The sequence below is a fragment of the Bacillus sp. MT(2024) genome, assembly GCF_036362845.1.
Classification (GTDB): domain Bacteria; phylum Bacillota; class Bacilli; order Bacillales; family Bacillaceae; genus Bacillus; species Bacillus velezensis.
In genome coordinates, this window is record NZ_CP143632.1 from 3,206,758 (window position 1) to 3,225,772 (window position 19,015).

Genomic DNA, 19,015 nt, shown 5'->3' on the forward strand with positions numbered 1-19,015 from the left:
AAAAAAACTTGTACCATTAAATACTTTATCATAGTATATCATTTTTTTAACAGGAAAAGATAACCTCAATTAAGGATTGGAAGGCGGGTGACTGTCCATGGCGCAATCGGAATTCAAGGAATACATACACGTTAATCTGGCACTGGTGCTTCCCCACGTAGAGCAGAATGATGACCTGGTTCAAAATAAAAAGATGCTTCCGAACGGGCTTGTTTTTTATTATATGTATCTGAGTGAAATGAACGACGAAGACAAAATAAAAGAAGCGATTGAAACGCTGCTTCGTGAGGAAGACACTCTGACGCTGGATACGGTGACGAAACGTCTTGATAAGATCGACGCCCGTCCCGTCTTTACGTCGAAGGAAGCCGTCATCTCCATTCTGCGGGGAAAATGCGCCGTGTTTATTAACGGACTTGACAGCGTATACATTTTGTCCACGGGAAAAAGAGAAAAAAGAAGCGTGAATGAACCCACATCCGAAAAGGTCGTAAGAGGTCCGAAAATCGCCTTCATAGAAGATTCTGATACAAACATCGCCATGATCAGGCAGCGCACGAACCATCCGAAGCTGAAAACGAAAAAGGTTCCGATCGGAGAAAACAAGTTAAAATACGCCACGGTCATGTACATAGATGATAAGGCGGACCCGTCTGTCGTCAGCGATGTTGTAAAGCGCCTCAGCGAAGTGAAGATGGACGACATCCAGGATTCCGGAACGCTTGAGGAGCTTATTGAGGATAATAAGTATTCGCCCTTTCCGCAAATACAAAATACGGAACGGCCTGATAAAGTCTCTTCCGCCTTGTTCAACGGCCGCGTCGCCATCCTTGTCGACAACTCGCCGTTTGCGCTGGTGGTTCCGGCTTCTTTAGGAATTTTAATGCAGTCTCCCGATGATTATTATGAACGGTGGATTTCCGCCTCGCTCATCCGGGCGCTCAGGTTTACGTCTATTTTTATTACGCTGTTTTTTTCGTCCATTTATATCGCCCTCGTTTCGTTTCACCAAGGGCTGCTGCCGACGTCGCTTGCAGTCACCATCGCGGCGAACAGAGAAAACGTTCCCTTCCCGCCTATTATTGAAGCGATGGTGATGGAAATTACGATCGAGCTGCTGAGGGAAGCGGGCTTGAGGCTTCCCAGCCCGCTCGGCCAGACGATCGGATTGGTGGGCGGAGTCGTCATCGGCCAGGCGGCCGTTGAAGCGAATATTGTCAGCTCCATCATGGTCATCGTGGTCAGCATTGTCGCGCTCGCTTCATTTACGGTGCCGCAGTACGGGATGGGTCTGTCGTTCCGTGTGCTCCGTTTCATTTCGATGTTTACCGCGGCAGCTTTCGGGCTGTACGGCATGATTTTATTTATGCTGGCGATCTACACTCATTTATCGAGACAGCGAAGCTTCGGTTCTCCGTATTTCTCGCCGAATGGATTTTTCAGCTTAAAAAACGCAAACGACTCTATTCTCCGTCTCCCTATTAAAAATCAACCAAAAGAGGCGAAAAACATAAATGAGCCAGAAAACAACTCACAATAAGCTTACAAGCTATCAAGGGACAGCATTGATTGCAAACACGATGCTCGGCGCGGGGCTTCTCACCATGCCGCGGGCGCTGTCATCCAGGGCAAATTCGCCGGACGGCTGGATCGCGTTATGTCTGGAAGGCGTCATCTTTATCTTTTTGATTTATCTCAATACGCTCATTATGAAAAAGCATCAGTACGGATCATTATTTGATTATATGAATGAAGGACTCGGCAAATGGGCGGGAAATATCGTCAATCTGATGATCTGTCTCTATTTTATAGGAGTCGCCAGCTTCGAAGCCCGGGCGATGGCGGAAATGGTCAAGTTCTTTTTATTGGAAAGAACGCCCGTGCCGGTCACGCTGTTTATCTTTATTGCCTGTTCCGTTTATTTAATTATCGGCGGCATGAGCGATATCGGCAGGCTCTTTCCTTTCTATTTAACGATTACGATTATTATTTTGCTGGTGGTGTTTTCCTTCAGCTTTAAAATATTTGATATCGACAACCTGCGGCCGGTGCTCGGACAGGGGTTTTCTCCCGTTATGGCCTCCTTGACCGTCGTTTCTGTTTCCTTTTTGGGGATTGAGATTATGCTGTTTCTCCCCGAGTACCTCAAAAATAAAAAGCACACGTTCGGCATGTCGGCCATGGGCTTTGGCATCCCGATTATTTTATACATTATTACCTACGTGCTCGTCGTCGGCGCCTTAACCACCCAGGATGTCAAAACAATGATTTGGCCTACGATCGCGCTCTTTCAATCATTTGAAATCAAAGGGCTTTTTATTGAAAGGTTCGAGTCCTTTTTGCTTGTTGTCTGGATTATCCAATTTTTCGCCACCTATGTATCATACGGATATTTCGCGACATCAGGCCTTCATAAAATTTTCGGGCTGAAGCAGAAAAAGGGCGTCATCTTCGTCGGGATTGCGACATTCTTGGGGTCATTGATGCCAAAGGATGCGAACAAGCTGATGCTGTTCAGTGATATTCTCGGCTATATCTTCTTGGTTTTCTTTTTGCTGCCTTTACTGATATTTGCAGTCGTCGCTGTGAAAAGGAAGGTGAAAAAAGCGCAATGAAGAAATACATCGTAATCATATTTTGCACATTGCTTTTGGCCGGGTGCTGGGACAGCCGCAATTTAGAAGACTTGAGCCTCGTTATCGGAGTCGGGCTCGATAAACCTGCGGAAGAAAATGTGGAAGTGACACAGCAGATTCTGGTTCCGCAAAAAGCAAGTGCCCAGCAGTCATCGTCAGGTGACACGACAAAGGTGACTTCCACTCCAGGGGAAACCGTCCATCAAGCATTACGAACGGCATCGTTAAAAAATCACCCCGCCTTCTCCCAGCACTTGCGTATCATGCTGTTTTCCGAAGCGCTGTTAAAGGATCACATCCCGCTTGACGCATTGATGAACCAATTTATCAGGGACAACGGTACGAGAAGAAGCTGCAATGTGATGACGGTGCCGGATAAAACGAAAGATATTTTCAATATCAGTGACCAGGGAGAGCCTGCGTCAAATACGATCTATGACTTAACGGAGAACAATGCGGTCACCATCCGGATGATGGAGCCCGTGACATTGGGGGAAATATCAGAGAAAATCGCCAAAGGCGAGACCTTTGCCCTTCCTCAAGTGCGCAAAGTGGGCAGCAGACTGGAAATCTGGGGCGCTACCATTATTAAAAATAAATTCTGGTATGCGAATTTAACGCCTTTACAAGTCCAGAATATGAACCTGTTCACAGGCACGGTAAAGGGAGGCGTCACGTTTGCAAAGCATGACAATTATTATTTATCCTTCGAGGTATTTTCCAGCAAATATGATGTAAAAACACAATATAAAAATGGAAAATTCAAGTTTATCGTCACCCGGTTTGTTGAAGGCCGTCTGTCTGAGGATTGGAATCCGAAAGAAGATTCTTTCAAGGAGTCCTATATAAATGAAATCAAAAACGCGGTAAAACGCAGCATTCATTCAGATGTCATGGCATTCATTGATTACATGCAGCATGAGTTGAAAGTGGATATTACCGGGTTAGGCGATCAAGTCCGGATACATTATCCCGATAAATGGAAAAAGATATCCTCTGACTGGGATCATCATTTCAGTGAATCGGATATCGAATATAAAGTCAAAGTCGCCATCAGGGATTTCGGAACAAAGGGAATGTCCCAATGACCCCGTCCCTCGGGAGAGTGTGCCGGCGCCGCTCTCCTTTTCTTATGTCACGAGATGATTGCGGTGGGCATATACGGCTGCCTGCGTGCGGTCACTGACATCAAGCTTTGACAATATATTCGTAATGTGGGTTTTCACCGTTTTAATCGTAATGAAGAGCTCTTCACCAATCTCTTTATTCGTCTTGCCTTCCGCGACGAGACAGAGGATTTCCAGTTCTCTTTTCGTCAGCGTTTCATGCGGAAGCTGATTCTCTGAATGGCGCAGCCTTGACAGCACTTTTCCCGCCACTTTCGATTCAAGCTTCGGTTCACCCTTGGCAGCCGCTCTGATGGCTTCGGCTATTTCTGCCGCCTTGGACGTTTTCAGCAAATAGCTGAGCGCTCCCGCTTCGATCACCGGATACACTTTGTCGTCATCAATAAAGCTCGTCAGCACGATGATTTTCGGGTCATTGAGTTTCGCGCAGATCTGTTTTGTCGCTTCGATGCCGTCCATGCCGTCCATGACAAGGTCCATTAAAATCACATCCGGCAAAAGCTCTGCGGCCAGATCGACGCCCTGCTGCCCGTCTGATGCTTCACCGGCGACTTCAATGTCCGGCTGTGCTTCTAAAAATGCGGCCAGACCCATCCTGACCATCTCATGATCATCAATCAGTAACACTCGAATCACTGTCGTTCTCTCCTTTTGTTTTCTGATAAATCGGGACTTTCACGTCGATCTGCGTGCCTTTTCCCTTTACGGAGATAATTTCCGCTATGCCGCCGATTTCACTCGCTCTTTCCTTGATGGAATGCAGGCCGTATGAGGATGCTTTCACTTGATCCATCGTAAAACCCGCCCCGTTATCAATGACTTTAAGCTGCAGCTTTTGATGTTTCGCGCCGAGTCTGACGGTGACCTTGGTCGCCTTTGAATGTCTGAAAACGTTGGAAAGCGCCTCCTGCACGATGCGGAACAGATGGTCTTCAACGCCTTTTGACACACCCGTATCGCTGATGTCCCACTCAATATCCAGCGGCTGCTTCGCTTTGAACTCTTTTAACAGCTCAATCAGCCCTTCTTTTAAGCCTTTTCCTTCTAAAGTGACGGGCCGCAGATGCAATAGCAGCGCTCTCATCTCGTTTTGCGCTTCCCCCGCCATATGTTCAACCATGCGAATCCGTTTGACGATTTTGTCATCCGCATCTTTCACCTGCTCTAAGACGGCGGATGTCATCATAGAAATGGCAAAGAGCTGCTGGCTGACGGCATCGTGCAGATCGCGCGCCAGCCGCTGGCGTTCTTCAGTGATGACCGATTTTTTCATTTGATCCTGCCATTCCGCCCGCTCGTTGGAGAGCTTTTGCAGCGATGTGACTTGGAGCTCGACCCGCTTGGCCATTTCGTTGAGCTGATCTGCCGCCAGACCGATTTCATCATCGCCGAGCGGCGGCACCCGATAAGCGAAATTGCCGTTTTCAAATTTCAAAACCGCTTCAATCAGTGTATCCATTCTTGTTTTCAGGCGGCCTCCGTATACATAACCGGAAATCAATCCGGCCGAAAGTGACGCCAGAAGCAGGATGACCACAAACGGAATACCGAACCAGCCGGAAGAAAACAGCAGCATCGGGTCAAGCCCGTAATACAGCAGCATCAGCGTAATAAACACCGCGCAAAGGAGCAGACTGAGCCCCGCGGTCATCCGCATGGCGCGCCACTGAATATTGGCGAGTAATTTTTTCCTCATAAATACTTCACATCCACATCGCCGATGAATAACGAAATTGAAATTTTAATCCGCCGCGGCGAGTCGCCGTACTCAGACGATACTTTATAAAGATTCGGGCTCATGCCGCTTTTCTTAGAGCCGAGCAGGTTCATATCGCCGATAAAAGCCGATGAACTGACGGACACTTCGATATCCGGCGGGACGTACACATCGACATTGCCGATGACACCGCTGATGGTCATCGTGCTTTCTCCTTCGGGAATCATCGCTTTTGACAAATCAATTTTCACATCGCCGATGAATCCGGAAACATTTAAATCATTCAGCTCAAATGGGTCCTTCATCATCCGCAGCTCGCCGATAAAAAAGCTGCGGAGATCCGGCTGTCTGCTTTCCGTCTGGGCGGAAGGCTTTGGCTGCTCTTCTTTTTCAAGATTGATTTTCTTCTCTTTATGTTCATACACGCGCTTTCCTTTCAGGAGCCTGTAGCCCGCGTATATGAGAAAGGCGGCGAAGGCATAGCCGAACAGGTTAAAGGTGGCGCTGAACAGGTTCCTCAAAAATAAAAAAGCGGCGAAGATATACAGGACGGAGCCGAGCCAACCGCGGGAATATTTATTAAAAATATAGCCTGTGATCAGAAAAAAGAGCGGCCAAAACAAGAAGTCGCCGATGCCGATAATACGCAAAAACATGCTGACGCCTAATAAGGCGATGATAAGTCCGAGAATCTGTTTTTTTGCCATCAGCTGCCTGCCCCTCCTTTCCTTGACTATTGCAGTGCAATATTGCCGCTCGTCACTTTTATATCAATCGGCCTGGCGCCGCTTCCCTTCATACCGGTGAATGCCCCGCCGTCCTTACTCGTTTTCTCAAAGGAATAAGACGGCTGAATCCTTCCGCTTGCCGTCTCGGCGTTCACCGTAAAACTTCCGTCTTTCGGCAGGCTGATCGCTGCACTGCCGCTCGCAAGCCTGACGGATACGGGAGCATCCGCCGTCTCAAGCGAGGCGTCGACACTGCCGGAAGCGACCCGCACGTCAAGGGCGCCCGCCGCATGTTGAAGCCCGACATGTCCGGAGGATAAGCGGATATCCCCCGTTTTTGACGCAAGGCCTGCTGCTGTGAGGTTGCCCGACAGCCCCTTCGCTTCAAACACATCCGTCTTCACGTGCTTCAGCGACATATTCCCGCTTACAGAACGGACGCCGAGGTACGCAAGAGACAGCCCCTTGTTTCCGTCAACGGCAATGGTGCCGCTTGACGTATGGACGGTGATGTCCCGATGATAATCATACGGAATGCGGACAATCAGCAGGGGACGCTGAAAGAGATTCAGAAATTGAAACCCTTTCTCCTGCGCTTTGAGATTGAGGGTCTTTCCCCTGCTTTGGACAAACATTTTCCCCGCCGGTCCCGCCATGTTTGCCGCGATATCATTCCGCGCTTCCGCGATGATTTTTACATCCGTCTGTTCCGATGAAACCGACAGGCTGTTGACGGCACGCGGCGGTATGCTTGCCGATTCCGCTTCTGTTTCGTACAGCGGAAAAAAACGCCCGGCAAACACTTCTTTCACCAAAAACAGACAGCAGATCAGAACGGACGCCGCCATCAGTCCTTTGGCAATCTTACGCTTCATTACGTTCCATCCTTTTTCATTCATTTTATTATAAAGGAAAAGCCGGAGAATTGATACGTGCGTATAGGGAAGAGGCGTAAAAGCGCCGATCTTCCCTTGTGCACATTATTCATGAGCCGCTTTTTGATGCTCTGTTTTCTCCAGAGAAAGCGAGCGCATTTTTTCAATCTCAGCTTCCACCTCATCTGAATATTGGGAGCGGCTGTATTCTGTGTTCGCCTCAGCTGAAGTGCCGTATTTGACGCGGACTTCCATTTCTTCAATGCGGCTTTCCATCCGAAGAAACTCCCTGTAGGCGCTTTCGCTGTCAATTTTGTCGAAAGAAGCGTTCATATGTTCCTTCGCTTTTGCCGCGTTGGCGCGGGCGATGAGCGCCTGTTTTTTATCCTTTACGTCGCGGAGGCGCGTTTCTAAAGTTTCCAGCTGCTCTTTCAGCTCTGCCAGCTGTGTTTTCGCCTGTTCATACGCTTTTTCATGTTCGGCCGCTTTTCCCTCAAGGTATTTCATTTCAGTCAGCGCCTTTTTCGCAAGCTCCTCTTCCCCGGCGTCAAAAGCAAGCTGAGCCTGGTTTTTCCGTTTTGCCGCCGTTTCGGAGGCGTCTTCCTGTTTTTTCTTAAACTGATGGACGATCGTGTGCTGTTTGACAATCGTTTGTTTCGCCTTAGCGATGTCACTTTCCATATCACGCACATATTGATTCAGCATGACTTTCGGATTTTCTAATTTATCAAGCCCTTCGTTAACAGATGCGACGAACATATTTCTTATTCTTTTTAAGACCATTTTGTCTTCCTCCTTATTTTTTCTTCAGAAATTCTTCCCATTCAGTGTCAAATCCGGATTGATAGCCCGGTGATGCCGCTTCCGGTTCATACTGGCGGGAAGCGGTGTCTGAGCCGCCCTGCTTCATCATCTTCCACCCGAAATACACCATGGCGCCGGCCAGTCCGATGGCAACGATAAATGGAAGAGAACCGACGAGAATCATAGCTCCGATGAAGCCCGCGATGATACCCGATACCGCCCGGCCTTTTGAAAAACGTTTGATTCCCCAGTAAAGCATCAGGCCTCCGATCGCCAGCGGGATGATAAATGCGAAATGGCCTCCTCCGAAAAAGACAGAAAGTCCGAACACAATCAGCAGAAAGCCGCCTGCCGTTTTTACATTTATATTCATGCAGATCCTCCTTTCGTTTTCCTTGTCTTTACTATAAACAAATCCCGCGGCCGGCAAAACGAGTCAGAGATTGATTTTCATATCAGACCGGAGTCGTATAACCCCCCGGACCTTCGCATAAAAAAACGCCGCTGCACCGGACGGCGCAGGGCGTTTCACGAAAAATCTATATTCTGATGCTCGCTTCTTTTTCCCTGATGAGATCTGAGCGTTCAGCTTTGGCCAGCTTCGTAAAGATCAATATTCCGAGACCGGACAGGACTTCAACGAGACCGCCGGCGGCAATGACTTTTCCGGGACCGAAGGCGTTAGCCGCGTATCCGCAAAGAACCGCGCCGAGCGGAATGGATATGTTTGAGATCATGTGGATGACGGCATAGACTTGCGGCTGGTCATCATGGTCCACAGACGTCTGAATAATCGTATATTCCGGCACATTAATCGCGCTGACGGCAGATCCGAACGCAAACGCGGCGAGGAAGACGAGCGGCAGAAAAGTGTTGAGGCCGGTGATGAAAAATGCCGCCCCTTCTATGATTCCCGCTGACACAAACAGGAGACCGTATTTGTTCACCTTCACCTTAGCCAAAATAAAACCCATTAAAAAGGCTCCTCCCGTGCCTGTCGCTTTCAAAAGCGAGTAGATGATCGGCGGCATGTTTAAATCTTCGGCGACATAAACGGCAGAGAGCGCCTCCCACGGAGCGGCCGCAAAATTCATGAAGATACAATAGATGGCGAGCGGGTATAAAATCTGGTGTTTCCTGACAAGAACGAACCCCCGTTTGAGCCTTCCGAAATACGTCCCGCGCTGTCTGACGGCGACGGTATCCTGTTTGGCATGCTGGACTTGGTATGACATAAAGAGTACGAGAAAACCTGATAGAAGATAGAATATAAGAGCGATAAACAAAGAATAAGCGGGACTGATAAATGTTAAGAACACCCCGCTCAGCGTAATGGCGGCAAGCCTGACGATCTGCCCTGATGACTGGATGACCGCATTCGCTTTCTGCAGGCTGTTTTCTCCGACAATATTGGGGATTAATGAGATAGATGCAGGATTATAAGCGGCTCCCGTGGCTGAATGCAAAATCATGAGAAGCATGACAAACCATAAAGGAGAAAAACCGTTAAAGTAACAGACCGGAATGATCAACACGACCGCCGCGCGCGTGAGATCGGAGAAATACATCCAGAATTTCAGCGTATGCTGCTTCATAAAAGGTCCGGTAATCGGCGCCAGCATCGCCTCCGGAAGGAACGTGACCGCAATGAGCAGGGACGTGCCGATCGCGCCTTCCCCGTCAAAAATCAAAAACCACAGAATGGAATTAAAGGCAAAACCGTCGCCCGACAATTTAACAAGCCTCGAGATAAACAGAAGGGTGAAATTTTTATTCCAGATGCTCTCGCTCTTATTATATGTATCCATCTATCAAATCCCCCATTATTTTACAATGTTTCTTATAATATCTCATTTTTTAATTTTTCAGTCAATAATGCATAAGATACATTTTCCTTCTGTCAATAAAGGTTCAATTGATGGATATCTCTATAAAAAAACAGCCGGCTTGCTGCTGCCGGCTGAACAAAACGTCATTCATCATCACGGAATACCGCGGCGCTTCTTTCATACTCTATATCCTGAACGCCCTGTCTTGCGTTAACTGCTCTTGCCGCCGCGAAAAAATAATCAGACAGGCGGTTCAAGTAACGCATCACCGTATCGTTTATCTCTTCTGTTTTGCCCAGTTTCACGACGAGACGCTCAGCCCGTCTTGTGACGGTCCGCGCGATATGAAGCTGAGCAGCCGCCTTATGCCCGCCCGGAAGAATAAATTTCTCAAGCGGGGGCGCTTCAGCCGTGTAACGGTCTATGCAGTCTTCCAATACGGAAATAGATGTCTCTCTTAATGTATAGTTTCTATGTTCAGTGACCGTCGCCAAGTCGCCGCCGCAGTCAAACAGCTCATGCTGAATGTTTCGGAGTTCGGCTTTCACATCACCGCAATTCTCACAATCATCTAGCTCCGCAAGCGCAAGCCCGATAAAGCTGTTCAGCTCATCGATCGTCCCGTAGCTTTCAACCCGCAGACTGTCTTTATCCGTTCTGCCGCCGATCAGGCTTGTCTGTCCTTGATCGCCGGTTTTCGTATACAGCTTCATCGTTGTATTCCTCCTTCTTCCGCCGCTTTTACACATGCCGCGGTTCCTCTTCTGACGGCTCTTTCCGCGTGAGGGACGTCCATTGCCTCTCCTGTCTGCAAGGCACAAATGACAATGTCGCCTTTTGCCTGTCTGCCGGAAAGGGCCTGCATTCTCGCTTCAGCCGCTGCCGTTAACAGCCGAACAAATCCCTGTTCCGATAAACGTCCGCTGATCAGCACCCAAACGGTATACTGCGCAGTCACGGCTATCGTAACCGAATCAAACGTACGGCAGATCAAACCAGCTGCCGCTGAGCCGGAAAGCCGGCGGCTCCACGAAAAGCCCGGGCCGTCAGATGCGGTTGACAGCATTCTGAACGGCCGTTCTGTATGAAGCGTTACGGTATTTCCGCTTTTGTTTATCAGAGAGGCGAACGGAACGCCGGCGGGCTCTCCTTCCTCCCGCGCTTCCGGCATAAAAGAGATCAGCGGTTTCGGCGACGATTGCCGGGCAACAGCGCTGACGGTGATGCCGTAAATGTCTTCAATCGTCTCTTTTTTTAAAGCCCGATCCGGCGTCTGCTTCGGAAAAGCGCGTCCGTCTTTCATCATCAGGAGCTGATCACAATATTGGCTTGCGGCGTTGAGGTCGTGAAAAATACTGATGACCGTCAGGCCTCTTTCTCTCGTCAGCCGCTTCACCGTATCAAGCAGGTCTTTTTGATATTTGAGATCAAGAAAAGTCGTCGGCTCATCCAGACAGAGCACCTCAGGCTGCTGAGCCAGCGCCTGCGCCAGATAGACGCGCTGCCGCTCCCCTCCGCTCAGATTGCGGACGGATTGCTGCGCATATCGGTCGATGCCCGTCATTTCCATTGCTTCCCGGACAATGTCTTCGTCATGTTGATCCATCTGTCTGAAGAGTCCTTTTTGATACGGGTATCTGCCGAAGGACACTGTTTCCTTAACGGTAAATGTAAAAGCTTGCTCCGTATGCTGCGGCAAAACGGCCATAATTTTCGCAAGCTCACGCGGCTTGTATCTGCCCGCGGGCCTGCCTGCGACGAGCACCTCGCCCTTTGAGGGAGAGAGCATTCCCATCAGCAATTTCATCAGCGTTGTTTTTCCCGAGCCGTTCGGACCGAGTATGCCGACAAATTCACCTTTTCCGGCGGTAAAACTGACATCTTCTACAATCATCCGGCCTCCGTACCCGCCGGACAGGCTGCTCACTCTGATCATAAGCGGTTCCCTCCATGATGCTGGCGAAGCAGAATCAAGGCAAAAACAGGCGCTCCCGCCAAGGCCGTCATAATGCCGATCGGCAATTCGACAGGCTCAATGACGGTGCGGGAAAACAAATCCGCCAAAATGAGAAATCCGGCGCCCGTCAATGCTGACAGCGGCAGTAAATGGCGATGATCCGTCCCCCACAAAAGCCGAGTCACATGGGGAATGACAAGGCCGACAAACCCGATCGTCCCCGAGACGGCAACCGCGCCTCCCGTCAGCAGAGATCCGGCGGCGATCATCAGCAGTTTTCTTTTTCCCGTACTGACGCCTAACAGCCTTGCCTTTTCTTCTCCATAAGTCATAATGTTTAATTCTCTGCCATTGATAAGCAGAAGCGCCGTCCCGGCCAGAAAAAAAGGCAGAAACAGCGCGACATAGCCCCAGCCCCTCATTGACACGCTTCCCAACAGCCAGCGGACAATCGGGAGCAGATCATTTCCCGTTAAAGCAATCACAAGCGAAATGAGAGCCCCGAGAAAAGAATTCATAATGATGCCTGTCAAAATGAGCGTCGAAACCGACATCGACGTATGAACGAGGCGGCTGAAAAACAGAACCGCCGCCATAACCGCAATGGCAGCGGCGATGCTGACAACCGGAAGTGTGAACCGGCCGATGACGGGAATCTGAATGCCGAAAAACAAGGTGATAACGGCTCCCGCCGAGGCTCCCGAAGATACCCCGAGTGTATAAGGGTCGGCGAGCGGATTTTTCAGAAGTCCCTGAAACGCCGCCCCCGCAATGGATAGCGCGGCTCCGACAAGAGCGGCCAGAACGACTCTCGGCAGGCGGATATTGATCATAATATTTACATTCATGGGATCAACAGAGGATGTCCGGCCGATCCCGATCCAAAAAACGTCGGATAAAGGAATATGCAGACTGCCGATTGAAATGCCGAGTGCCGTACAAACGGCTAAAAACAGCAGGCTGACCGTGTAGGCCAGCGGGCGGTTACTTTTTAAACGTTTCAGGATAAACGCTTTCTGCAAGCTTCTCGACCCCTTTGACAAGGCGCGGGCCTGAGCGTGTGACAAGGTCAGGATCAACAGAATAGACATTGTGGTGTTTGACCGCATTGACGGCACCCCAGCCGGCGCGTTTTTCCACTTCAGCGGCCTTTACGCCGTCTGTCGTAATGATGACGTCCGGATTCATTTTGACAATCGCTTCATCCGTCAGCTGCACCCAGCCGGTCTGGCTGCCGGCGGCGTTTTTCGCATGTATATCTTCAAGCATTTCGTTCATAAACGTGCCTTTCCCCGTCGTGTAGCCGTCAGGAGACACTTCGACGAATACTTTCTTTTCGTCTTTTTCAGAAATGGCCGCCGCTTTCTTTTCTATGCCGGTAAGGTCGGATTTCATCGATTGGATCAGCTGATCCGCCTGCTTTTCTTTGCCGGCCGCTTTTCCGATCATGCTGATTGATTTGTACACATCTTGGAACGATTGCGCATCATTGACCGTTAAGACGGTGATGCCCGCATCTTTCAGCTGCTTCATCGCATCGGCGGAAGCGGACATAGAGGACGCGTGGGCAAGCACGAGATCCGGCTTCAGCGCGATGACTTTTTCAGCGTTCACATTCATATCTCCGACTTTCGGTTTTTTTACGGCTTCTTTCGGATATGTATCATTTGTCGTGACGCCTGCGACCTTATCTCCCAGTCCGAGCGCGTATGTAATTTCCGTATTACTCGGCATGAGGGAAACGATTTTTTCCGGTGCCTGCTTTATGGTTACTTTTTCGTTCGCGGCATCCTTAATGGTTACCGGGAATGCTTCGGTTGAGACGGCTTTTTGTTTGGCCGCGCTTCCTTCTCCCTGTGCGCCGGAACAGCCGGCGATCACAAAGGCGGTGACCAAGAGCGCCGCCCAGACGGCAGTGATCTTCTTCATTCTTTTAACTCCCCCTGATTATGGTAAACGATTGTCTCTTTGACATTCGTATCCTTTTTTCGCAGTAATTATACTATAAGTCTTTAAGGCTTGTATATCCGCCCTTTTTGCATGAAAGCAAATTGTTCGTACACACTAAAATTCATCATGTATACTGTTACACAATGGTGTAAAAAGGAGGATTATCATGGAATTACAGCTTGAACGAAAGCTCGTGTTGATTACAGGATCAACTTCAGGGATCGGAAAAGCCGCGGCAAAAAGCTTTTTAGCCGAAGGCGCCGAGGTGATTGTAAACGGAAGAAAAAAAGAAACTGTGGAACGGACGGTTGAGGAGCTTTCCGCTTACGGAACGGTTCACGGCATCGCTGCGGATTTATCGCGTCAGGATGAGGCGGATGACTTGATCAAGCGCGCCGGCGGAATCGGGGAAGTCGATGTTCTCGTCAATAATCTCGGTTTTTTTGAAGTAAAGGACTTCGCTGAGGTGTCTGATGATGAATGGACTCGGTATTTTGAAGTGAATGTTATGAGCGCCGTGCGCCTGTGCCGGCGTTTTCTGCCGCAAATGCTTGAAAGAAACAGCGGACGGATTTTGAACATCTCCAGTGAAGCCGGTGTCAAACCGCTTGCGCAAATGATTCCGTATTCAATGACGAAAACGGCGTTAATCAGCTTGTCCCGGGGAATGGCGGAAATGACGAAAGGCACAAATGTCACGGTCAACTCCGTGCTGCCGGGACCGACATGGACCGAAGGCGTCGCTTCTTACATGGAAGGAGCCGCAAAGGCTGCCGGAGAAGACACGGACAGCTTCGTCCGGGATTATTTTAAAGTGAATGAACCGACATCTTTAATTCAGCGCTATGCAACCCCGGAAGAAGTCGCCAATACGATTGTATTTCTCGCTTCATCAGCTGCTTCTGCCATTAACGGCACCGCACAGCGGGTTGAAGGCGGCATCATCCGCTCCATTTAACACAAAAAAGCCCGGCACAAGGGGAACTTCCCCATATGCCAGGGCTTTTTTTACATCATGCCTGCAAACGGAACCGGCTCCCAGCCGCCCGTCTCAAGCTCTGCTGAAAACAGGCCGCCCGCATGCGGCTGCTCAAGTCTTTCGGCTTCCGTCAATTTTTCCGTCGCGGTCGTAATGTATAACGTGTTCAATTCTCTGCCTCCGAACGCGCAGCAGGTGACGTATTTCGCCGGAACTTCGATAGATGCAATTTCCTTATGCAAAAACGGGTCAATCCGGACGGCACGGCCGCCTCCGAACAGAGCCACCCACAGCATTCCGTCACGGTCAATGGTCATTCCGTCGGGAGATCCTTGCGACTCCGGAAAGCGGTAGACCGTTTTCGGATCTGATACGGCTCCGGTTTCAGGATCGTATGCATAACAGACGATTTCCTGCGTCGGAGTATCAATATAGTACATCAGGTTTCGGTCCCGATCCCAATCCAAACCGTTCGAGGTGGAGACCTGGTCTTTTATTTTGGCAAGGCTGCCGTCCGTATTCAGACGGTACAGCGAAGCCTCCTCTTCTTTGCCTTCCATGCTCGTCGTTCCCGCCCATAATCTGCCGGACGGGTCGCATTTTGCGTCATTGAAACGGATATCTTCCCGCATGTCTTTCGGCTGCTTCATCTTCGTCAATGTGTCTTCCCGCAGATTGTACAGGTAAAACCCGTCTTTCATCGTCATCACCAGCTCTTCTTTTGAATACAAGGCCAGAGCCGTGACAAATGATTTGAATTTAACGGAACGGTTGATTCCGTCAGCCGGAGTGAAGATATGGAGCTGGCTGCCCAGTATATCCACCCAGTACAGGCATTCCTTATCCTTGTCCCATAAAGGGCCTTCTCCGATAACTGCTCTCGTATCTGCTCGTAATGCTGCTTCCATGTGTGAACACCTCTTTTGCTTGTCAGTCTTCTATTGTTATTCCCGACAAAGCGGCGTCCAAACTCAATCTTTTTTAAAAAGAATCGTAATCACCGTTCCGGCGCTGATTCTGCTGTTGACATGGATGGTTCCGTTATGAAGGTGAACCAGCTCTTTGGCAATGGTGAGCCCGAGTCCAGTTCCTTCTGACGGCCCCTTCGTATTCGTTCCCCGGTAATAACGGTTAAACAGCTGGTGAATCGTTTCATCGTCCATTCCTCTTCCGTTATCTTTCACCTTCAGAATGAGCTGTTCGGCAGATTCCTCAAGCACGACCCGAATGGCTGTCCCTTTCTTATTATGCTTAACCGCGTTTGCCAGCAGATTCTCCAGAATACGGCGGAACCACGCTTCATCAATGGCGAAAAGAATGTCTTCCTTTTTGGTTTCAAAGGCGATGTCATAGCCTTCCGAGAACGTGTTTTTCGTAAAATCGTTCGTGACGTTTCTGATAAACGGCACGACGTTGATCAGCCGCCGTTCGATCGGGAGGGCCGCGTTTTTGAGGCGGTATGTTAAGTTTAAGTCCTCAATCAGCTTCGACATATATTCTGATTTTTCCCGGACGATCTGCCCCATTTCTTTGACTTCTTCCGGTGTCCAGTCGTATTGCTTCGATTCAAGCATCATGCTGTAGCCGTAAATCGTGCTCAGCGGGGTTTTTAAGTCATGGCTCAGCCCGGCGATCCATTCTTCCCTTGTCGCCTGGATTTTTTCTCTGTTTTTCTTATCCCGCTTCAGCGTGTCGGTCAGCTGATCCATCGATTCGAAAATCTCGGCGAAAAAGCGGAACGGCTGTTTTGTTTTGCCTTTTTTGTTTTTGCTGACCGGCTGTCCTTTGCGGTTCTTCGGCTCTTCAAGCCGGCCCTTTGATAAATTGACAAGCCATTTGATGGTATGAAACAGCGGCCAGCCGAAACGGAAAGAGTACCAAATGGTCAGGATGCAGATCATAAATACCAGGATTCCGATCAAGAGGAAGAGGGTTTTCATCACATTTCTCAAAAATGATTTGTTAAACTCGTGATCGGGGATGTACACGGGGTTCGGCACCGACGCGACCATCCATTTCGTTTTATCGAGTCTTTTAAAAGAAATTTCCCGTTTGTAATTCCACGGCTTGGAACTGTATTTCAGCAATTCAAGCTCATTGACGGTGTTCCGTTCTTTTTTCATGCTGTTGATATCCCCGAGCAGTCTGCCGCTGTCTTCGAGAAGGTAGACCGCCCCTTTTTCCCGTTTAATATAATCAACCGTGCTTTTTTTATATTGAGAAAGGGAAGCGAGGGATGGTTCCTGTGATTCGATGTAAGTGAGAAGCTGCTCACTGGCGGATTTCCAGCCGAACAGAATCAAATAGGTCTCATCATTTATCGTGACCGTCCAGTAATTCAGCTTGTAGTTGTCAAAATTCCGGTACTGGTAAATGGATAAGAGGTCTTTTCTGCTGTAATGGCTCGGGACGTCTTTCGGCACTCTGTACGCGTAGTCCGTTTTTTCTTTGTCATTAATGATCTGCAGCCAGCCCTTCTGCTTTCTGACCGACATCTTTAAAAATTCATCGACATCCCATGTGCCGTCTTCGTTTTTATCAAGCCACGCTTCAAACGAGTCTGCCGTCGCTTTGGTCAGTCCCGCATTGGCTTCCGCTTCGCTGAAACGCCAATCCAAATAGAAGAAAGAAGCGACGGCCAAAACGGACATCAGCAGGATGACAAGCAGAAGCTGTCCGAAAAAGTGGAGCAGAAATTTTCCGCGCATTCTCATGAGCGGGTTCCTTTTTCTCCTTGATCGGGAATAAACCGATAACCGAGGCCGCGCACCGTTACAATATAGGACGGATTGCTGGGGTCTTTTTCAATCTTTTCTCTGAGCTTGCGGATGTGAACCATGACGGTGTTGTTGTCGCCGTAAGACGGATATCCCCACACTTTTTCATAGATCTGATCTTTAGAGAGCACCACATCAGGATGTTCACAGAAATATTGAAGCAATTGCAGAAGCTGTGCGGAGCAGCTGACGGGCTCGCCCCCGACGATCAGCTCGGCGTTTTGCGGCGAATAGGAAAAATGGCTGTATGAATACGTTTTTACTGCCGTTTTCTCTTCGCGCTTATAGGTTCTCTTTAACGTCGCTCTGATCCGCGCCGCCAATTCGAGCGGATTAAACGGCTTTGTTATATAATCGTCAGCTCCCAATGCAAATCCTGACAGCTTATCCGCATCAGACGAACGGGCAGTCAGAAAAAAGATCGGAGCGTCGGTATAGTTCCGGATTTCGGTGCATGCTTCAAAACCGGACATGCCTTCCATCATCACATCCAGCACGAGCAGATCCGCGGATTCATGTTTAACAAACTCAATCGCTTCCTCAGCGCTTCCGGCTGTCTTAATGTTGTGATAGCCTTCTTTGACGAGAACGCGTTTGACCATATCAACGATCGCCTTCTCATCGTCTACAATTAAAATTGACGCATTTTCCACCTTGGACGTTCCTTTCTCTTTGTTTTTTTCATCATATCATTATATGGATAAGATTTGGTACTTTTTTAGTGCGGAGGTCTTGCGGGGAAACAGAAAAGAAAAACGAGACCGGACATCTCTTCTCGTTTTTCTCACGTTGTCAGAGCAGAATATCCATCATTCCGCCGCTTTTGTCAGGAGCTTTCATTTATAAGATGAAGAATAAATTCCCAAAAACCCGGCACTTCCTGGCATAACAGCATGTCCGCTTTTTCAACTATTTTAATCTTCAATTCTTGTTCAAGGTCTTCTCTTTCCTGGTATGATGTATTGCTCAGTTTTTTTTTTATCATTGGCGAAAAACGCGAAATCAAAAGTTCCATTTCGTCGGTATCTGTGTTCTCTTTGTTGAAGTCAAATGGCCCGTTCACTGCTTATTTTCCCCCTTTTTTTGCTTGTCCAGCTGCTTTCTGAGATTGTCGAGCCCTTTTTTATGAATATTGGAAATGTTCTGCCGTGATTCACCCAGCGACTCGGCAATCTCTTTCATCGTCGCTCCGTGAAGATAAATATTCGTCAGCACGCTTTTTTGTTTATCGGTTAACGTCTGAAGCGCTTCGTATAAATCACGGTTTTGGACATGCTGGCTCAAATCCCCTTGCTTCCGCAGAAACTCTTCATACGCGTCTTTTCCCATTTCATAGGGAAACGCTTCACCTCCCTCCGGCTGATCCACCGTCAGCGGATAGCGCTTCTGATTTTTACGGATGCGCTTGTCAAAATCGATGGAGAAAATCCGGATCATAGAGTTCATATATTTGATGATCCGGATTTCCTTATAAAACTGTTTAAAATGATCGTCCAGTGATTTTGCATCCTTCTCGTCTGAATGTTCCAGCACATTTTTAAATTTCTCGTAATGCTTTGGGTCACTTAAAAAATGTTTAACGATCGGATGTTTCATAATTTCCTTGCATTTTGACCGTAAAAGAACTTGATAGTCC

The 19,015-nt window shown here is 48.8% G+C and carries 20 protein-coding genes; 4 read left to right on the top strand and 16 right to left on the bottom strand.

Annotated elements, in window-relative coordinates; genetic code table 11:
- Nucleotides 1-97 precede the first annotated feature (97 nt).
- From VP472_RS16040 to VP472_RS16050, 3 genes are read left to right on the top strand one after another with little or no spacing between them, the layout of a single operon-like run.
- The gene (locus VP472_RS16040; RefSeq protein ID WP_039253912.1) at nucleotides 98-1,540 is read left to right on the top strand and encodes a spore germination receptor protein GerAA; all 1,443 of its coding nucleotides are present in this window, start codon (nucleotides 98-100) and stop codon (nucleotides 1,538-1,540) included.
- On the top strand, nucleotides 1,515-2,615 hold the full coding sequence (locus VP472_RS16045) for a spore germination protein (RefSeq protein ID WP_070082343.1): 1,101 nt from the start codon (nucleotides 1,515-1,517) through the stop codon (nucleotides 2,613-2,615). Before VP472_RS16040 ends, VP472_RS16045 begins: the two co-directional genes overlap by 26 nt.
- Nucleotides 2,612-3,724 carry a Ger(x)C family spore germination protein gene (locus VP472_RS16050; protein ID WP_146275476.1) on the top strand — a complete coding sequence of 371 codons (1,113 nt, stop codon included), beginning with the start codon at nucleotides 2,612-2,614 and terminating at the stop codon, nucleotides 3,722-3,724. The genes VP472_RS16045 and VP472_RS16050 overlap by 4 nt, the downstream gene beginning before the upstream one ends.
- 42 nt (nucleotides 3,725-3,766) lie before the next feature.
- On the opposite strand, the gene VP472_RS16055 is transcribed toward VP472_RS16050, so the two are convergent.
- The 11 genes from VP472_RS16055 to VP472_RS16105 all read right to left on the bottom strand — a co-directional run bounded on the left by VP472_RS16055 (nucleotide 3,767) and on the right by VP472_RS16105 (nucleotide 13,602).
- A complete protein-coding gene (locus VP472_RS16055; RefSeq protein WP_003151798.1) occupies nucleotides 3,767-4,399 on the bottom strand; it encodes a two-component system response regulator LiaR in 633 nt (210 codons plus the stop codon).
- Nucleotides 4,377-5,459: a two-component system sensor histidine kinase LiaS gene (gene liaS / locus VP472_RS16060; RefSeq protein WP_003151796.1), complete on the bottom strand. Its 1,083-nt coding sequence runs from the start codon at nucleotides 5,457-5,459 to the stop codon at nucleotides 4,377-4,379. The genes VP472_RS16055 and liaS overlap by 23 nt, the downstream gene beginning before the upstream one ends.
- Complete coding sequence (gene liaF, locus VP472_RS16065) at nucleotides 5,456-6,187, bottom strand: cell wall-active antibiotics response protein LiaF (RefSeq protein WP_003151794.1); 732 nt, start codon at nucleotides 6,185-6,187, stop codon at nucleotides 5,456-5,458. The genes liaS and liaF overlap by 4 nt, the downstream gene beginning before the upstream one ends.
- Nucleotides 6,188-6,213: 26 nt before the next feature.
- Complete coding sequence (gene liaG, locus VP472_RS16070) at nucleotides 6,214-7,083, bottom strand: LiaG family protein (RefSeq protein WP_094247510.1); 870 nt, start codon at nucleotides 7,081-7,083, stop codon at nucleotides 6,214-6,216.
- A gap of 105 nt (nucleotides 7,084-7,188) precedes the next feature.
- On the bottom strand, nucleotides 7,189-7,866 hold the full coding sequence (gene liaH / locus VP472_RS16075) for a stress responsive protein LiaH (protein ID WP_003151791.1): 678 nt from the start codon (nucleotides 7,864-7,866) through the stop codon (nucleotides 7,189-7,191).
- A 13-nt stretch (nucleotides 7,867-7,879) separates the two neighbouring features.
- A complete protein-coding gene (locus VP472_RS16080; protein ID WP_003151789.1) occupies nucleotides 7,880-8,260 on the bottom strand; it encodes a protein liaI in 381 nt (126 codons plus the stop codon).
- Between the two features lie 166 nt (nucleotides 8,261-8,426).
- Nucleotides 8,427-9,695, bottom strand: a complete 1,269-nt coding sequence (locus VP472_RS16085; RefSeq protein ID WP_070082346.1) for an MFS transporter — start codon at nucleotides 9,693-9,695, stop codon at nucleotides 8,427-8,429.
- A 164-nt stretch (nucleotides 9,696-9,859) separates the two neighbouring features.
- On the bottom strand, nucleotides 9,860-10,429 hold the full coding sequence (locus VP472_RS16090) for a cob(I)yrinic acid a,c-diamide adenosyltransferase (RefSeq protein ID WP_077722819.1): 570 nt from the start codon (nucleotides 10,427-10,429) through the stop codon (nucleotides 9,860-9,862).
- Nucleotides 10,426-11,652, bottom strand: coding sequence for an ABC transporter ATP-binding protein (locus VP472_RS16095; protein WP_146275478.1), 1,227 nt, complete (start codon nucleotides 11,650-11,652; stop codon nucleotides 10,426-10,428). The genes VP472_RS16090 and VP472_RS16095 overlap by 4 nt, the downstream gene beginning before the upstream one ends.
- The gene (locus VP472_RS16100) at nucleotides 11,649-12,695 is read right to left on the bottom strand and encodes a FecCD family ABC transporter permease (RefSeq protein ID WP_146275481.1); all 1,047 of its coding nucleotides are present in this window, start codon (nucleotides 12,693-12,695) and stop codon (nucleotides 11,649-11,651) included. Before VP472_RS16100 ends, VP472_RS16095 begins: the two co-directional genes overlap by 4 nt.
- Nucleotides 12,658-13,602, bottom strand: coding sequence for an ABC transporter substrate-binding protein (locus VP472_RS16105; protein WP_071181986.1), 945 nt, complete (start codon nucleotides 13,600-13,602; stop codon nucleotides 12,658-12,660). The genes VP472_RS16100 and VP472_RS16105 overlap by 38 nt, the downstream gene beginning before the upstream one ends.
- A 187-nt stretch (nucleotides 13,603-13,789) precedes the next feature.
- On the opposite strand from VP472_RS16105, the gene VP472_RS16110 reads away from it, so the two are divergent.
- Nucleotides 13,790-14,581: an SDR family NAD(P)-dependent oxidoreductase gene (locus tag VP472_RS16110; protein ID WP_017418937.1), complete on the top strand. Its 792-nt coding sequence runs from the start codon at nucleotides 13,790-13,792 to the stop codon at nucleotides 14,579-14,581.
- Between the two features lie 50 nt (nucleotides 14,582-14,631).
- On the opposite strand, the gene VP472_RS16115 is transcribed toward VP472_RS16110, so the two are convergent.
- The 5 genes from VP472_RS16115 to VP472_RS16135 form a co-directional block, all read right to left on the bottom strand.
- On the bottom strand, nucleotides 14,632-15,510 hold the full coding sequence (locus VP472_RS16115) for an SMP-30/gluconolactonase/LRE family protein (RefSeq protein WP_070082350.1): 879 nt from the start codon (nucleotides 15,508-15,510) through the stop codon (nucleotides 14,632-14,634).
- Between the two features lie 63 nt (nucleotides 15,511-15,573).
- Nucleotides 15,574-17,316, bottom strand: coding sequence for a HAMP domain-containing sensor histidine kinase (locus tag VP472_RS16120; protein WP_146275483.1), 1,743 nt, complete (start codon nucleotides 17,314-17,316; stop codon nucleotides 15,574-15,576).
- Nucleotides 17,313-18,032: a response regulator transcription factor gene (locus VP472_RS16125; protein WP_070082352.1), complete on the bottom strand. Its 720-nt coding sequence runs from the start codon at nucleotides 18,030-18,032 to the stop codon at nucleotides 17,313-17,315. Before VP472_RS16125 ends, VP472_RS16120 begins: the two co-directional genes overlap by 4 nt.
- Nucleotides 18,033-18,205: 173 nt before the next feature.
- On the bottom strand, nucleotides 18,206-18,442 hold the full coding sequence (gene rsoA, locus VP472_RS16130; RefSeq protein ID WP_003151778.1) for a sigma-O factor regulator RsoA: 237 nt from the start codon (nucleotides 18,440-18,442) through the stop codon (nucleotides 18,206-18,208).
- Nucleotides 18,439-18,975: a sigma-70 family RNA polymerase sigma factor gene (locus VP472_RS16135; RefSeq protein ID WP_146277416.1), complete on the bottom strand. Its 537-nt coding sequence runs from the start codon at nucleotides 18,973-18,975 to the stop codon at nucleotides 18,439-18,441. The genes rsoA and VP472_RS16135 overlap by 4 nt, the downstream gene beginning before the upstream one ends.
- Nucleotides 18,976-19,015: the final 40 nt, after the last annotated feature.

Coding starts and splice junctions, on each gene's coding strand:
- VP472_RS16045 (WP_070082343.1), top strand. CDS start 1,515: ATGAGCCAGAAAACAACTCACAATAAGCTTACAAGCTATCAAGGGACA.
- VP472_RS16050 (WP_146275476.1), top strand. CDS start 2,612: ATGAAGAAATACATCGTAATCATATTTTGCACATTGCTTTTGGCCGGG.
- VP472_RS16120 (WP_146275483.1), bottom strand. CDS start 17,316: ATGAGAATGCGCGGAAAATTTCTGCTCCACTTTTTCGGACAGCTTCTG.
- VP472_RS16040 (WP_039253912.1), top strand. CDS start 98: ATGGCGCAATCGGAATTCAAGGAATACATACACGTTAATCTGGCACTG.
- VP472_RS16085 (WP_070082346.1), bottom strand. CDS start 9,695: ATGGATACATATAATAAGAGCGAGAGCATCTGGAATAAAAATTTCACC.
- VP472_RS16105 (WP_071181986.1), bottom strand. CDS start 13,602: ATGAAGAAGATCACTGCCGTCTGGGCGGCGCTCTTGGTCACCGCCTTT.
- VP472_RS16135 (WP_146277416.1), bottom strand. CDS start 18,975: ATGAAACATCCGATCGTTAAACATTTTTTAAGTGACCCAAAGCATTAC.
- VP472_RS16115 (WP_070082350.1), bottom strand. CDS start 15,510: ATGGAAGCAGCATTACGAGCAGATACGAGAGCAGTTATCGGAGAAGGC.
- VP472_RS16110 (WP_017418937.1), top strand. CDS start 13,790: ATGGAATTACAGCTTGAACGAAAGCTCGTGTTGATTACAGGATCAACT.
- VP472_RS16095 (WP_146275478.1), bottom strand. CDS start 11,652: ATGATCAGAGTGAGCAGCCTGTCCGGCGGGTACGGAGGCCGGATGATT.
- liaH (WP_003151791.1), bottom strand. CDS start 7,866: ATGGTCTTAAAAAGAATAAGAAATATGTTCGTCGCATCTGTTAACGAA.
- VP472_RS16080 (WP_003151789.1), bottom strand. CDS start 8,260: ATGAATATAAATGTAAAAACGGCAGGCGGCTTTCTGCTGATTGTGTTC.
- liaF (WP_003151794.1), bottom strand. CDS start 6,187: ATGGCAAAAAAACAGATTCTCGGACTTATCATCGCCTTATTAGGCGTC.
- liaG (WP_094247510.1), bottom strand. CDS start 7,083: ATGAAGCGTAAGATTGCCAAAGGACTGATGGCGGCGTCCGTTCTGATC.
- VP472_RS16090 (WP_077722819.1), bottom strand. CDS start 10,429: ATGAAGCTGTATACGAAAACCGGCGATCAAGGACAGACAAGCCTGATC.
- liaS (WP_003151796.1), bottom strand. CDS start 5,459: ATGAGGAAAAAATTACTCGCCAATATTCAGTGGCGCGCCATGCGGATG.